Origin of the sequence: Rickettsia endosymbiont of Ixodes scapularis, assembly GCF_000160735.1 — a bacterium.
Lineage (GTDB): Bacteria > Pseudomonadota > Alphaproteobacteria > Rickettsiales > Rickettsiaceae > Rickettsia > Rickettsia tamurae.
In genome coordinates, this window is record NZ_CM000770.1 from 556,251 (window position 1) to 570,175 (window position 13,925).

Genomic DNA, 13,925 nt, shown 5'->3' on the forward strand with positions numbered 1-13,925 from the left:
GCGGGATGACATTGTAATCTACCTCCTAACATTCGGGCAGATTCTGCACATACTGGGACTAGCACTCGCCGGTGGTTACGGTGTTATGCGGAAAGACTCAAATAGCGTAATGCCGATGTCAGCTAAGCTATTAATGGGAATGATGGGCGGAGGAGGGCTTATTGCTATAGTAGGTGGCTTGATGTTTGTATATATTTGTGTTAAAGTAATGTTTTTTAACAGTATAAAACTAGAAACATGAGTAAACCAACTAGAGAAGAAGCTAAAGAAGCAGTAAGAACACTACTAAAATTCATTGGTGAAGATCCTAATAGAGAAGGGTTACTTAAAACTCCCGAGAGAGTAATTAATAGCTATGAAGAGATATTTTCCGGTTATGAAAAAGATATAGCTGAAATATTAAGTACCAAATTTTTCGATACTTGTAATTTTCAGGACTTTATCTCGCTGGAAGGCATAAAATTTACCTCTTTTTGTGAACATCATATGTTACCTTTTAATGGTACGGTATATATAGCTTATATTCCTGATAATTGTATTATTGGTATAAGTAAGCTAGCACGAATAGTAAATATTTTTGCTAGAAGGCTACAAATTCAAGAAAAAATGACGGTACAAATAGCAGAAAGCGTACAGGAGAATTTAAAGCCGCTTGGCGTTGCCGTTAAGATTTCTGCCTTGCATAGTTGTATGTCGATGCGTGGAGTGATGCAAGATAACAGCGTAATGAATACTATGCATTGTACAGGTATATTTGCGGAGCAGCAGAAATATCGCCATGAGTTTTTAAACCTTACCTCGAAAAGGTAAAATATTGTTTTTGTTGTCATCCTGCTGGTGTTGTATGGATTGGATAGTTGGGTCGTCATTGCGAGCGACTGAAAGGAGCGTGGCAATCTCAGGACTTTGGCACGAGATTGCTTCGTCAAAATTTTCAATTTTTCCTCGCAATGACGGAAAAATATATTAAACTAAAAAAATTCTATGTTATTATCAAAATATTTTTTACCTGTTTTAAAAGAAGAGCCAAGTGAAGCTCAGGTAACTTCGCATAAATTAATGTTTAGAAGCGGAATGATTAGGCAGCAAGCGGCAGGGATTTATACATGGCTTCCGCTCGGCTTAAAACTATTGAAAAATATAGAGAATATAGTACGCTTAAATATGAATAAAGCAGGAGCTTTGGAAGTTCTAATGCCTTGCATTCAACCGGCACATTTATGGATGGAATCGGGACGTTTTGATAATTACGGTAAAGAAATGCTAAAATTTCAAGATCGCCACGATAATACTTTACTATTCGGTCCGACTAACGAAGATATGATTACGGATATTTTTCGTCATAATATTAAGTCATATAAGGATTTGCCGAAAAATCTTTATCATATCCAATGGAAATTTCGTGATGAGATTAGACCCCGTTTTGGCGTTATGAGAGGTCGGGAGTTTCTTATGAAAGATGCTTATTCTTTTGATATAAATGAAGAAAATGCCGTTAAGACCTATAATCAAATGTATCAGGCTTATATTAATACTTTTCGGGATTTAGGCGTGTTTGCTATTCCTGTTATTGCCGATAACGGTCCAATTGGCGGCAATTTAAGCCATGAGTTTCATATAATCGCCGAAACCGGTGAAAGTACTATTTATTACGATAAAAGATTTAAGACATTAAAAGATAATTCTGATATCGATGTAGAGGAAATTAAAAGTTGGTATGCGGCAGCTGAAGAAAAGCATGACGTAAATAAATTACCTATATCTGAACAAGAAATAACTAGCAGTAAAGGGATAGAAGTGGGGCATATTTTTTATATCGGCTCAAAATATTCGGTTAATATGAATGCTCTAATTAATGACGAGCATGGTAAACTAACTCCTGTAGAAATGAGTTCTTACGGCATAGGCATTTCAAGGTTAGTTGCAGCTATCATAGAAGCAAATTGCGATGAGAAAGGTATCATATGGCCTTCTAGCGTTGCTCCTTTTAAAGTTTCTCTAATTAATTTAAATATTCATGATAGTAAATGTGTAGAGCTTGCGGCAAAAGCTTATAAAGAGCTATCTGCTCAAAACATAGAAGTACTATATGACGATACCGAAGCACGTGCCGGCAGTAAATTCGCTACGCACGATCTTATCGGTTCACCTTATCAAATTATAATCGGTCCTAAAAAAGCAGCAGATAATATTGTTGAGCTGAAAAACCGTAAAAGTGGGGTGATAGAAGATATTGAGATAGGTAGTCTAATGAGTATATTGTAAAATAAAGAGATATACGTCATTGTGAGGAAATTGCATAGTAATTGACGAAGCAATCTTAGGAGAGTTTGTTATTATTTCATGAGATTGCCACGCAGCCTACGGCTGCTCGCAATGACGATTTTGGAGTCATGCAACAAGGCTAATACCCTATGGGAATGATATAGAAAAATTTCTTCGTAGACAATGATAGTATCATATGATACTATCATATAATGAATAGTAAACCGCCTTTTCAAATAACTAATAAAATCTTGGAGTTATCACAAGATATTTCTTATGAGCTTGGTATTTTAGCCGGTAGCAAGCTTTACTCTCAACCTATAAAACTTAGAAAAAATAATCAAATTAAAACCATCCATTCTTCTTTAGCAATTGAAGGAAATAGTTTAAGTGTAGAGCAGATAACCGATATAATAAACGGCAAGCGTGTACTTGCACCTGAAAAAGATATTTTAGAGGTAAATAATGCTATAAAATTATATAATGATTTAACCATGTTTGATCCTTTTTCGTTTGAATCATTATTAAAAGCACATGAGATATTAATGCAAGGATTAGTAGAAGATAACGGAAAGTGGCGTAAAGGTAATGCCGCTATATTTAAAGGCACGGAGATTATACATTTTGCACCTCCGGCAAGTCGTGTATCTTTATTAATGCAGGATTTATTTGAGTTTATAACACAAGATAAGAATGTTTCCGGAATAATTAAGGCTTGTATATTTCATTATGAGTTTGAATTTATCCATCCTTTTTCAGACGGTAACGGACGAATCGGTAGGTTATGGCAACAATTATTACTAATGCAAACTAATAAAGTTTTTGAATATATTTCCGTTGAAAGTTTGATAAGGAATAATCAAAGTGAGTATTATAGTGTTTTACGCAGGTGTGATAAGCTTGGTGAATCGACGTTATTTATCGAGTTTATGCTTGATAAAATAGTTGCAGCATTAAGATTATATAGTAATAATATTACATATGAGGCAAATACGCCTTTATCTAGAATGGAATTTGCTAAGATTAATTTAATAGATAAATGGTTTTCTAGAAAAGATTATATTAATGTACATAAAAATATTTCTACGGCAACGGCTAGTAGAGATTTGTTATATGGTTTAGAGCATAAATTTTTAATAAGCAAAGGTGATAAGAATCAGACTTATTACAAGTTTGTGTAGTTGTTATACGGTTACAACGTGTCATTGTCACCCAGTGGTCAAGCCACGGGATGACAAAAAAAGGATTAACATGAAAAATTTTATAAAATATTTGTTTTTTACCGGTCTACGGTCTATATTAGTAGTGATGATAATAGTTGCTTATATGGTTTTGGCTCAAACTATTCCTAATGATGGGCAGTGTTTACATCTTAGCAGCAATTATTACCGCTTTACCGACACTAATTTTAATATATAGTAAAAAGAAAAAGTAAATATATGATTGGTAAATTAAGCGGTAAAGTTGATTCCCAAGGCGATGATTATGTTATAATTGACGTAAACGGGGTAGGGTATCTTGTTTATGCTTCGGGTAAAACTTTAGGTAAACTTGCTGAAGGGGAGTTTTATAAACTATTTATAGAAACCCATGTTAGAGAGGAACATATTCATCTTTACGGTTTTCTGACTCTAGAAGAGAAGAGTTTTTTTAATTTGCTGCAATCAGTAAACGGTATCGGTACAAGAATGGCTTTATCTATCTTATCAAGCCTTACACCTTCGGATATTCAAATTGCTATAAATAATGAAGATAAAAATATATTTAAAGCAATATCCGGAGTGGGAGCTAAACTTGCTGAGCGTATAGTGTTAGAGCTGAAAGGTAAAGTAGCGAAAATATCAAGCGGCTCAACTATTATTAAAGATAGCTTAAATATTAAGAATATTACACCCGTCGCAAGCAATGAAGTAATAAAAGCTCTAGTAAATCTAGGCTTTTCTAGATTTGAAGCTCAAAACGCCGTTCAAAGTATCATTACCCAAAATCCCGAAATCTCTATTGATCAGTTAATCAAAACAGCCCTAAAAAATCGAAATGCTAATTTTTAGAAATATCGATTGAAATTAGTTTAAGGAAATATTTAATTTCATTCCTAGAGCTATAGCAGCACGGTCTAAGGTATCAAGGGTGACATTAGGATTATTAGGGTTTAAGAGTCTATCTACAGCTGATCTACTAGTTTCCATTTTTTTCGCCATTTCTGATTTTGTTATATGCTTTTGTTCCATAATTTGCTTTATTTGTTGTGCAAGAATACGTTTATGAGCTATTGCCGTAACTTCTTCTAATATTCCAATTTTATCCTTACTACATGACAATTTTTAGAGATGTAAGGACTAAAGGATTGAATTTTGCTGATAATTCATGATGATAACGGGAAAAGAACTTGGTTTACATATGAAAGATCATTCCGCCCCTCTAGTCGAATTATTACAAAAACATATTTCGCTTAATTTATCAAGAGCAAAATGTTTAGGATTATTTATCATTTCAATGCTTAACAGCAGGACAGTTCAATTAGTACGTTGGATACAGCTGTTGTCCTTGATATTCCAATATCCAAAGATGATAAAATGAAAAATTGTCATGTAGTAAGATTTTTGTCTAATATTACTAATTAAGAATAGACAAAAGCCGATTAATCTATTATAAGCTTATTGTTGTATTTGGTTTTCCAGTCATTGCGAGGAGAAACTGTAAGTTTCGACTAAGCAATCCAGTTAAAAAATTCTAATTTATAGAATTTTTTTATTATCTTTTCTGGATTGCCACACTCCTTTCAGTCGCTCGCAATGACGATTTAGGCATACTCTGAATAAATGAGGAGTAAGTAGACGAAGTTTAATTTGGAAAAGAGCAAGGAGTTCACAAGACGAGGAACGCAGCGCTTATACGTGAGTACCGCAGTACTTGTAGAACGACATAGCCAATTTTTCAAATTAAACGAGTATATACGGCCATGTAGCTCAGTCGGTAGAGCAAAGGACTGAAAATCCTTGTGTCGTTGGTTCAATTCCAACCGTGGCCACCATTCTTTATTTCTATTCCAATTTATATACACCTCAAACAGCGAACACATTATAAATTAAGGACTTTTGCCGTCCAAAAAAAGTTAGATAATGTTGAATCTTTCTAGTGATTCTTCTTTAAATCAATCTCAATTCATTTATTTACACTTTTAATTAAATTTCTATTGCATTCTTAAAACTATTTATTATAGTTTATCCATATTTTAGTTATTTTTTTAACAAAATATTAAAACTTATAAGATTTAATAAAACGCGAGTTTCGTATTAATAGAGGAACTGAATAGCTGATAGTAACTGGGTTACGAGGATATTAGTAATATTGTTTTTGTTATTAAATGTACTTAAAACTGCATAAATTTTTAGTAAATTGTCTTTTTTGACTATAACTATTAAATTGTAAAACTTGTCACACCTCTTACAAACCTTGAAAGGATAAGCATTATAGCATATTCATTAACCATAATTTAGGCATCTTAATACGAAACTCGCGTTAAATATTTTTATATGTCCTATCTTACTACATGACAATTTTTCATTTTATCATCTTTGGATATTGGAATATCAAGGACAACAGCTGTATCCAACGTACTAATTGAGTAGAAATATTATACAAGATATTAACCAATGTATCTAATCCAACACGAAATATACTATTTTGCCTATAACCATGTTTTTTAATAACTATTGGTTTATCTAAAACTATAATCTCTCCAGTTTGATAAGCTAGGCAAAATGCAATAGACAATATTTGCATCAATGTATCTAATCGTAAATCATTAGTAATATGAGTTGCTTCACAGTTGAATCCTGCTGATTTAAAAGCTTTGAACATTGTTTCAATTTGCCATCTTTGAGCATATAATCTCAGCAGGATTTTTGATCTCATCACTATGTATTAAGACTGCAAGTTCACTCTTCTTATTTCTGATCCCTACTACATTAAATATTTCACCTTTTGTACCAATTCTACGTTGTGACAAACTCACATGCGATCCTATGGCTAGAGGGCGAAATAACTCTTGTATTTTAACCATTTTTCCCCTTGCATTACTGATATATTGTCTATTTTCTCTAACTCGAAAAACGTATCTTATTTGATTTGTTCTAAGCCAAGAGAGCCATTCCTTACCTATAAATTCTCTATCAGCGGTTAATGCTTCAATGCGGTTTTTGTCAAAAACTTCTAAAAAACACTCCATCAGATCAATACGCTCAATATAATCAGAGTTACCACACTTTTTATCACTTAGAAAATTCCAAAAAGGGGGATCGCTATACCATGAAAACTGACAGCTAAATATAAAATATTTATATGTCGTTTACCAAATTTCCAATTCGTTCTATCTAAACACAATACCCATTTTTGCTCCTGCTCAAGCCCAGTCATCATGACTAACATAACAGGTAATACTCTCCATGATATTGAGATTTCAGAGATAAATCTTTGCATCCTTCTATACCATGAAGCTGCTTTAATCCCAGACGGCATTCTATTGCATAATAATGACATGTTTACTGTCCTGCTGTTAAGCATTGAAATGATAAATAATCCTAAACATTTTGCTCTTGATAAATTAAGCGAAATATGTTTTTGTAATAATTCGACTAGAGGGGCGGAATGATCTTTCATATGTAAACCAAGTTCTTTCCCCGTTATCATCATGAATTATCAGCAAAATTCAATCCTTTAGTCCTTACATCTCTAAAAATTGTCATGTAGTAAGATGTCCTATCTACAATTATATAAATCTGAATTTGTAACTCTTCCATCATATACTCGTTTTATAGCTTTAAAACCCAGAATTCTAACGTATTTAGTTTTATTGCTTGAATGGTATATGTATCAATCTCAACCTACCGGAGTCTCTTATATTGATGCAACATCTTTAGCAATTTGTCATCCAAAAAGAGTATCTCGCAATAAGGTGTTTGCTGGTATTGCTGCATTAGGCAAAACAACAAAAGGTTGGTTCTTTGGTTTTAAATTAACGCGAGTTTCGTATTAAGATGCCTAAATTATGGTTAATGAATATGCTATAATCCTTATCCTTTCAAGGTTTGTAAGAGGTGTGACAAGTTTTACAATTTAATAGTTATGGTCAAAAAAGACAATTTACTAAAAATTTATGCAGTTTTAAGTACATTTTATAACAAAAACAATATTACTAATATCCTCGTAACCCAGTTACTATCAGCTATTCAGTTCCTCTATTAATACGAAACTCGTGTTATATAAAACAAGAACTTTTTGATGAACTATACGTCAGAGAGATCAAGTTGGTAACTGGGATAAAGAAGAACATGAAGAATAAACTTATACCATTGATTGAAAAAATTTTACTACGCAAACGCTCAATTATTGAAACAGTTTTTAGTGTACTAAAGAGGTTTTTGAACTTGAACATACAAGACATAGATCAATTTGGAATGCCTTCGTCCATATCTTATCTACTCTTGTTGCTTACTGTATGAAATCTAACAAACCAGCTATATCTAAAAATTATCTAATCCAGAATTGAGGTTATAAAAGAGAATAAAAGCTTAATTGGATTAATATTTTGGTTATAAGATAGGAATGAAATCTCAAGATAGACAAGAATTAGATGTACAAATTACAGAAATAACTGATGAAAATAATCTTACTCTAAAAGATGTAGCAGAAGTTTTAAAAAATTATTATGAAAATCCTAATATGATATTATCAAATGAGATATTTGGTCATTATTTAAAGGTATATAAAGGATTAAATAAAAATTATCTTAAAGAAGAATTAAAAAACTTAGGAGTTACTGATACAGAAAAATTTTTTGAAACCGTAGATAAACTTGGAGAAGGGGTAACTAGTTTCTGTGAAGAGGGCTAATATAAAAGTCTAAAATAATTTATAGCATAAAACTATGTTTCCGCTATTATTAGTCATTATATTCGATTTAAATTAATGACTAATATATTATCACCCGAAAAAAGTGAAAATGATCAAGAATTGCCAATAAGACCGTCATATTTGCAAGAATTTGTCGGTCAACAGCAGATTAAAGAAAATCTTTCGGTATTTATTAAAGCTGCAAAATCTCGAAATGAACATCTTGATCATACTTTATTTTACGGTCCGCCCGGTCTTGGTAAGACTACGCTTGCTAAGATTATCTCTAATGAAATCGGTGGTAATTTCAAATCTACTTCCGGTCCTGCTATACTTAAGGCGGCTGATCTTGCTGCTATTCTCACTAATCTTGAAAAGAACGACGTATTATTTATTGATGAAATCCACCGTTTAAATACTGCGGTTGAAGAGGTTTTATATTCTGCTATGGAAGATTTTGAGCTTGATATAATTATCGGTGAAGGACCTGCCGCAAGGTCAGTGAAAATAACCTTGCCGAAATTTACCTTAATCGGGGCTACCACACGCCTTGGGCTGCTTAGTAATCCTTTGCGTGATAGGTTCGGTATTCCTATGCGGCTAAATTTTTATAATACCGAGGAGCTTAAGAAAGTTTTAAATAGAGCAAGTAAACTACTTGATATTGATTTGACCGATTCGGGTTCTGAAGAAATAGCTAAGAGAAGTAGAGGAACGCCAAGAATTGCATTAAGATTGCTTCGTCGTATAAGAGATTTTGCGGCAGTTGACGGTAAATCAAGAGTAGATAAAGAAATCTCTGATTTTGGGTTAAATCGTTTGGAAGTTGATCGCATAGGACTTGATAGCAATGATTATCGTTATTTGAAATTCATAGCGGATAATTATAACGGCGGTCCTGTTGGAATTGAAACGATCGCCGCTGCCTTATCTGAACAGCGTGACGCACTTGAAGAAACCATAGAGCCTTATCTTATACAAATAGGTTTACTACAAAGAACTCCTAGAGGTAGGGTAATCACGATTGCCGCTTTTGAGCATTTGAAAATGCCTATACCGAATCAATCACATCATCAATTTAATATTTTTAATGAGAATGAATAATAATAATTTGAATCATGATTATACAGCCGCAGATCTTATAAAGAGGCTGATAAAAGATCATGTTAAACCTTACGCAAATAAAATATATTTTTCGATATTTTGTATGGTTATTGCAGCACTTTGTACGGCAGTGATTGTACATGCGGTTAGACCTATTATTGATAAGATTTTTTTAACACATGATAAGAAAATGCTTATAATAATGCCTATAGTGCTGATTGCTACTTTTTTCATAAAAGGAATTTCAGAGTACTATCAGAATTACCTAATAAAATTTGTTGGGCAGAGGGTACTAAACGATTTACAGATAAAAATGTATGAGCATTTGTTATTTATCGATATTTCTTTTATTCAAAACCAATCTTCAGGACGTTTAATATCTCGTCTTACTAATGATATTTCTTTGATGCGTGGGGCTGTTTCTAATTTACTTGTCGGATGTGCTAAACATTTTCTAACTGTAACATGTTTAATAATAACGATGTTTCATTTAGAACCGCTATTATCTTGCGTAGTTTTTCTTGTTTTTCCTTTGGCCGTTTATCCGGTGCAAAGGATGGGCAGAAAGATAAGAAAAATATTTTCACAATCACAAGAGGAGCTTGGGCATTATACTTCTAGGCTTGATGAAACATTTCAGTCAATTAAGATTATTAAATCTTTTGTAAGCGAAAAAATAGAAAGTAATAGAGCATCGTTGATTATTAATAATATTTTAGAGTTCTACAAAAAAACATCTAAGCTAGATGCGATGGTTTCACCGATTATGGAGGGTTTAAGCGGTCTTGCAGTCGGAGGGATGGTATGGTACGGAGGTAATTTAGTCCTTGAGGGTAAAACAACACCCGGTGCATTATTTTCTTTTTTAGCTGCCTTTGCTGCAGCTTATAGACCGTTTAAAAGTTTGGTATCGTTAAATATTAATTTGCAAGAAGGAATAGCAGCAGCTAAGAGGGTATTTAGTATTTTGGATACCGAACCTCTTATTAAAGATCATAAAGATGCTAAAGAAGTAGATTTATATAATCCACAAATTACTTTTGAAAAACTGGCTTTAAGTTTTGAGAGTAAAATAGCTATAAAATATATAGATTTAAAGCTAGAGCCTCATAAAATGATTGCGTTTGTCGGGCGTTCAGGTAGCGGTAAGACGTCGCTTAGTAATTTATTAGCGCGTTTTTATGATCCAAATGAAGGAAGAATTTTAATTAATAATCATGACATTAAAGATATTAAGCTTACTTCACTTAGAGGTCAGATTTCCTTAGTTACTCAAGATACTCATTTATTTGATACAAGCGTTGCAGAAAATATAGCATACGGTCAGGAAAACGCTACAAGAGAAGAAATAATTAGAGCAGCGAAATATGCAGATGCTCATGAGTTTATTATGCATCTGCCGAACGGTTACGACACGCAGATAGGAGTGCAGGGGACGACTCTTTCAGGTGGTCAGCGTCAACGTTTATCTATTGCTAGGGCTTTCTTAAAAGACGCACCTATTTTAATTTGGGATGAAGCAACAAGCAGCTTAGACCAAGCTTCCGAACAGAAAATTCTAGAATCTTTAAAGAAATTACGCCAAGGAAAAACCACTTTAATTATTACGCATCGTTTAAGCAGTATTACCGACCTTGATAACATTATTGTCATGAAAAACGGTGAGATTTGTGAGCAGGGTACTCACACACAATTACTTAAGAATAAGGATGAGTATTATAGATTGTATAATAAGGAGTTAAGAGAAAATGGTTGATTTATAAAGTAAATAGCTCATATTTCTTAATGTCCCCCTTCGGGGATAAGAAATCCCTCGCCTTCAGGCGAAGGGAAGATATAATGAAATTGCTTTAGCAATGAATTTATATCAAGAAACATGAGAAGTTATAGAAAGAATAGTCATAGTCAGTATGATTTAAAAGTACATCTTATATGGATACCAAAATATAGGAAGAGAGTATTGATAGGCAAAGTAGCGGAAAGGGCTAGAGATTTACTAAGGCAGATTTGTATGGAACATGAAGTATATATAATTTCAGGGAAAATATCATGTGATCACGTGCATATGTTTATCTCATATAAATCACAAATATCTCTTAGCAAGTTAGTACAGTATTTAAAAGGTAGTAGCTCAAGAATTTTATTGCAAGAATTTGCTCATTTAAGAAAACAATTTTGGGGCAATCATTTGTGGGCTAGGGGCTATATGGCGGTCAGTTCAGGTAATATAACTGATGAAATGATACAGCGCTATATTGATGAACAGGAAGGTGAACCTGTGAATGATGATCGATTTCTAATCGATTCCACTTTATAACCCCTCAGCTTATAGCTGAGGGTTCTTTAGTTATTATTGAGGCACTCACTGTCATCCCGCGACTTGATCGCGGGATCCAGTAAAAAATAAAAAAAAAGACTGGATACCGTGGTCAAGCCACGGTATGACACCGAATGCGTTTTTCGATCCACGCAACAACGCTTTCCCGCCTACGCAGGAATGACATCAACACAAGGAATACCACAATGCTCATTACCAAGATTTTTAAAGAGTATCGATTATTTGAAATATTTATTTTAGGAATAATTAGTGGTATGCCGCTGGTTATAATTTTTTCTACTCTTTCGGTATGGTTAAAAGAATCTGGAATAGATATCGCTGTTATTACTACTTTTGCGGTTGCAAGGTTATCATATTCGTTAAAAGTATTTTGGTCACCGTTAGTAGATAATTTTAAAATACCTTTTTTAAGTAGGTGGGGACATCGAAAAAGTTGGCTTATATTAGATAGCTCTTTAATGGCTTTAATACTAATTGCTATGAGCAAGGAAAATCCTGAAGTTTCTTTAACTTCTTTATATTTTTTGACTATATTATTAGGCTTTTTATCTAGCACGTTCGATATTGCCGTTGATGCGTTGCGTATAGATAAGTTTGATCAGGAAACACAAAGCATAGCTAGTGTAACTGCCGTATTCGGTTATCGAATCGGTATGCTTATTACAGGGGCAGGTGCTTTATATCTTGCAGAAATAACCGGAAATAATTGGCAACTAACTTTCTTTGTTATAGCTATAATATTTGCCGTTGCAACGATATTTATGGATTGATTGCAACCTTAGTCGGTGGTTTTGCCGGTGGTATTGTAATGTATAGAGTGGGAAATTTTAAAGGTTTGATTATTACCGGTATTGCCCAAAGCTTAACGCATTTTGCATTTATTTGGCTTAATCACCAACCTCCTTCTTTTGAAGCTTTATTAATTGCTATTACTATAGAGAATTTTGCTGCTGCTATGGGGGCTACTGCTTTAGTCGGATATATAGGTAATTTATGTAATAAAAAATATTCGGCAACACAATATGCTTTACTTAGTAGTGCTAGTAGTTTATGTAACAATACTGTCACTATTTATGCCGGAAAACTCGTAAATATGATGGGCTGGGACGGTTTTTTCATCTTTACTATAATTTTAGCCTTGCCTGCTTTATTTATATTAATGTATCTTAATAAAAGGGTTAATGTGTAGTAATATTTGTTGTATTAGGCAAAAAAGTAAGCTGTCATACCGTGGCTTGACCACGGTATTTAGAAATATAACTAAAAATACTAATTATTAGTATTTTTAACTGGATCCCGCGATCAAGTCGTGGGATGACACAGTATTTTACTTGATTTAATTTGAATAATATTTTATTTATTTAAAATGTTTAGTAAATTTTTATTACCTTATATTTTTATTTCAACATTTTTCTTTGCTCCCATAAGCGAAGCGAAGAAAGCTGTAAAAAATACACCTAAACCTCCTGTTCAAACTAGTTTAGTAATTGATGCAAAAAGCGGTAAAGTGTTGCAGGCCCATAATTCACAAATTCGGATTTATCCCGCTTCTTTAACTAAGCTAATGACTCTATACTTAATGTTTGAATCAATTGAAGCCGGTAAATTGCCTTTAGATAAAAAATTACTTGTATCAGCAAAAGCTTCAAAAATGCCGCCTTGTAAGTTGGGTTTAAAAGCAGGGGAAACTATAACCGTTCGAGAGGCAATTAATGGGTTAATCATAAAATCTGCTAATGATGCTGCTGTAACGGTTGCTGAGAATATGAAAGGTTCAGAGAAAGCTTTTGCTCATTTAATGAATGTTAAAGCTAAACAGCTCGGTATGAAGAATACCTATTTTAAAAATGCTTCAGGTTGGCATGACCCATTGCAGCAAACTACCGCAAGAGATATGGCTAAACTTGCTATGGCCCTGAAAAGAGATTATCCAAAATATTATCCGTTATTTGCTAAAACCAGTTTTGTATTTCGTGGAAACATAGTAAACGGACATAATAGAGTTACTAAAAATTATCAAGGTGCAGAAGGCATGAAAACAGGTTTTCATACACCGGCAGGTTATAATTTAGTAACTACCGCTTCTAGGAACGGCAAATCATTGATTGCTGTTGTTACAGGAGGCAAAAGTGCCGCATCTCGTGATCAAAAAATGATGGGGCTACTAGATCAGCATTTTAATATTAAGCCTATAGTCCCTAAACCTTCAATCAAGCTTGCCTCTAATAATAAATCTACTACAAAAGCTAAATCAAAAATAATAAAGAAAAAGAATATACGTAGTTGATATGCATCGTCTGCGAGCGGGTATTGTTGCATGGAG

At 33.4% G+C, this 13,925-nt stretch carries 15 protein-coding genes, 1 tRNA gene and 4 pseudogenes; 16 read left to right on the plus strand and 4 right to left on the minus strand.

Annotated elements, in window-relative coordinates:
- The 6 genes and pseudogenes from REIS_RS15470 to ruvA form a co-directional block, all read left to right on the plus strand.
- A pseudogene (locus REIS_RS15470) lies at positions 1–241 on the plus strand (hypothetical protein); the annotation flags it as partial.
- Positions 238–810: a GTP cyclohydrolase I FolE gene (gene folE / locus REIS_RS02845; protein ID WP_008579753.1), complete on the plus strand. Its 573-nt coding sequence runs from the start codon at positions 238–240 to the stop codon at positions 808–810. The pseudogene REIS_RS15470 and the gene folE, both read left to right, overlap by 4 nt.
- A gap of 174 nt (positions 811–984) precedes the next feature.
- On the plus strand, positions 985–2,265 hold the full coding sequence (proS, locus tag REIS_RS02850) for a proline--tRNA ligase (RefSeq protein ID WP_008579754.1): 1,281 nt from the start codon (positions 985–987) through the stop codon (positions 2,263–2,265).
- Positions 2,266–2,477: 212 nt separating this feature from the next.
- Complete coding sequence (locus REIS_RS02855; RefSeq protein ID WP_008579755.1) at positions 2,478–3,446, plus strand: Fic family protein; 969 nt, start codon at positions 2,478–2,480, stop codon at positions 3,444–3,446.
- A 70-nt stretch (positions 3,447–3,516) separates the two neighbouring features.
- A pseudogene (locus REIS_RS02860) lies at positions 3,517–3,700 on the plus strand (Holliday junction ATP-dependent DNA helicase RuvA).
- A 4-nt stretch (positions 3,701–3,704) separates the two neighbouring features.
- Positions 3,705–4,316, plus strand: coding sequence for a Holliday junction branch migration protein RuvA (gene ruvA / locus REIS_RS02865; protein WP_008579757.1), 612 nt, complete (start codon positions 3,705–3,707; stop codon positions 4,314–4,316).
- 15 nt (positions 4,317–4,331) lie between these two features.
- Here the strand turns inward: ruvA and REIS_RS02870 are convergent, their stop codons facing one another.
- Positions 4,332–4,586, minus strand: a complete 255-nt coding sequence (locus REIS_RS02870) for a helix-turn-helix domain-containing protein (protein ID WP_008579758.1) — start codon at positions 4,584–4,586, stop codon at positions 4,332–4,334.
- 46 nt (positions 4,587–4,632) lie between these two features.
- Here REIS_RS02870 and REIS_RS02875 point away from each other — a divergent pair, with 46 nt between their 5' ends.
- Positions 4,633–4,845, plus strand: coding sequence for a hypothetical protein (locus REIS_RS02875; RefSeq protein ID WP_008579759.1), 213 nt, complete (start codon positions 4,633–4,635; stop codon positions 4,843–4,845).
- A gap of 378 nt (positions 4,846–5,223) precedes the next feature.
- Positions 5,224–5,299 (plus strand) — tRNA-Phe (locus tag REIS_RS02880).
- A gap of 530 nt (positions 5,300–5,829) precedes the next feature.
- Here REIS_RS02880 and REIS_RS15475 read toward each other — a convergent pair.
- Genes REIS_RS15475 through REIS_RS02895 form a run of 3 tightly spaced genes read right to left on the minus strand, consistent with a single transcriptional unit; the run spans position 5,830 to position 6,960 of the window.
- On the minus strand, positions 5,830–6,129 hold the full coding sequence (locus tag REIS_RS15475) for a hypothetical protein (RefSeq protein ID WP_008579488.1): 300 nt from the start codon (positions 6,127–6,129) through the stop codon (positions 5,830–5,832).
- Positions 6,130–6,133: 4 nt separating this feature from the next.
- A complete protein-coding gene (locus REIS_RS15480; RefSeq protein ID WP_008579487.1) occupies positions 6,134–6,496 on the minus strand; it encodes a transposase in 363 nt (120 codons plus the stop codon).
- A gap of 47 nt (positions 6,497–6,543) precedes the next feature.
- Positions 6,544–6,960 (minus strand): hypothetical protein, encoded by a 417-nt coding sequence (locus tag REIS_RS02895; protein ID WP_008579760.1) that lies wholly within the window; start codon positions 6,958–6,960, stop codon positions 6,544–6,546.
- A 193-nt stretch (positions 6,961–7,153) separates the two neighbouring features.
- Here REIS_RS02895 and REIS_RS17005 point away from each other — a divergent pair.
- The 8 genes and pseudogenes from REIS_RS17005 to REIS_RS02930 all read left to right on the plus strand — a co-directional run.
- Positions 7,154–7,285 (plus strand): annotated as a pseudogene (locus tag REIS_RS17005) (transposase); the annotation flags it as partial.
- A gap of 226 nt (positions 7,286–7,511) precedes the next feature.
- Positions 7,512–7,769 carry a transposase gene (locus REIS_RS15485; RefSeq protein ID WP_371256156.1) on the plus strand — a complete coding sequence of 86 codons (258 nt, stop codon included), beginning with the start codon at positions 7,512–7,514 and terminating at the stop codon, positions 7,767–7,769.
- A 103-nt stretch (positions 7,770–7,872) separates the two neighbouring features.
- A complete protein-coding gene (locus REIS_RS02905) occupies positions 7,873–8,160 on the plus strand; it encodes a hypothetical protein (RefSeq protein ID WP_008579763.1) in 288 nt (95 codons plus the stop codon).
- 75 nt (positions 8,161–8,235) lie between these two features.
- Positions 8,236–9,264: a Holliday junction branch migration DNA helicase RuvB gene (ruvB, locus tag REIS_RS02910; protein WP_008579764.1), complete on the plus strand. Its 1,029-nt coding sequence runs from the start codon at positions 8,236–8,238 to the stop codon at positions 9,262–9,264.
- Positions 9,257–11,020 carry an ABC transporter ATP-binding protein gene (locus tag REIS_RS02915; RefSeq protein WP_037213919.1) on the plus strand — a complete coding sequence of 588 codons (1,764 nt, stop codon included), beginning with the start codon at positions 9,257–9,259 and terminating at the stop codon, positions 11,018–11,020. Before ruvB ends, REIS_RS02915 begins: the two co-directional genes overlap by 8 nt.
- A 120-nt stretch (positions 11,021–11,140) precedes the next feature.
- On the plus strand, positions 11,141–11,581 hold the full coding sequence (gene tnpA, locus REIS_RS02920) for an IS200/IS605 family transposase (protein ID WP_008579324.1): 441 nt from the start codon (positions 11,141–11,143) through the stop codon (positions 11,579–11,581).
- Positions 11,582–11,787: 206 nt separating this feature from the next.
- Positions 11,788–12,791, plus strand: a pseudogene (locus REIS_RS02925) (MFS transporter).
- Positions 12,792–12,968: 177 nt separating this feature from the next.
- Positions 12,969–13,889 (plus strand): D-alanyl-D-alanine carboxypeptidase family protein, encoded by a 921-nt coding sequence (locus tag REIS_RS02930; RefSeq protein WP_008579766.1) that lies wholly within the window; start codon positions 12,969–12,971, stop codon positions 13,887–13,889.
- Positions 13,890–13,925 lie beyond the last annotated feature (36 nt).

Excerpts from the sequence above, each read along its gene's own strand:
- folE (WP_008579753.1), top strand. The coding sequence starts at position 238 with ATGAGTAAACCAACTAGAGAAGAAGCTAAAGAAGCAGTAAGAACACTA.
- proS (WP_008579754.1), top strand. The coding sequence starts at position 985 with ATGTTATTATCAAAATATTTTTTACCTGTTTTAAAAGAAGAGCCAAGT.
- REIS_RS02855 (WP_008579755.1), top strand. The coding sequence starts at position 2,478 with ATGAATAGTAAACCGCCTTTTCAAATAACTAATAAAATCTTGGAGTTA.
- ruvA (WP_008579757.1), top strand. The coding sequence starts at position 3,705 with ATGATTGGTAAATTAAGCGGTAAAGTTGATTCCCAAGGCGATGATTAT.
- REIS_RS02875 (WP_008579759.1), top strand. The coding sequence starts at position 4,633 with ATGATGATAACGGGAAAAGAACTTGGTTTACATATGAAAGATCATTCC.
- REIS_RS15475 (WP_008579488.1), bottom strand. The coding sequence starts at position 6,129 with ATGTTCAAAGCTTTTAAATCAGCAGGATTCAACTGTGAAGCAACTCAT.
- REIS_RS15480 (WP_008579487.1), bottom strand. The coding sequence starts at position 6,496 with ATGGAGTGTTTTTTAGAAGTTTTTGACAAAAACCGCATTGAAGCATTA.
- REIS_RS02895 (WP_008579760.1), bottom strand. The coding sequence starts at position 6,960 with ATGATGATAACGGGGAAAGAACTTGGTTTACATATGAAAGATCATTCC.
- REIS_RS02905 (WP_008579763.1), top strand. The coding sequence starts at position 7,873 with ATGAAATCTCAAGATAGACAAGAATTAGATGTACAAATTACAGAAATA.
- ruvB (WP_008579764.1), top strand. The coding sequence starts at position 8,236 with ATGACTAATATATTATCACCCGAAAAAAGTGAAAATGATCAAGAATTG.
- REIS_RS02915 (WP_037213919.1), top strand. The coding sequence starts at position 9,257 with ATGAATAATAATAATTTGAATCATGATTATACAGCCGCAGATCTTATA.
- tnpA (WP_008579324.1), top strand. The coding sequence starts at position 11,141 with ATGAGAAGTTATAGAAAGAATAGTCATAGTCAGTATGATTTAAAAGTA.
- REIS_RS02930 (WP_008579766.1), top strand. The coding sequence starts at position 12,969 with ATGTTTAGTAAATTTTTATTACCTTATATTTTTATTTCAACATTTTTC.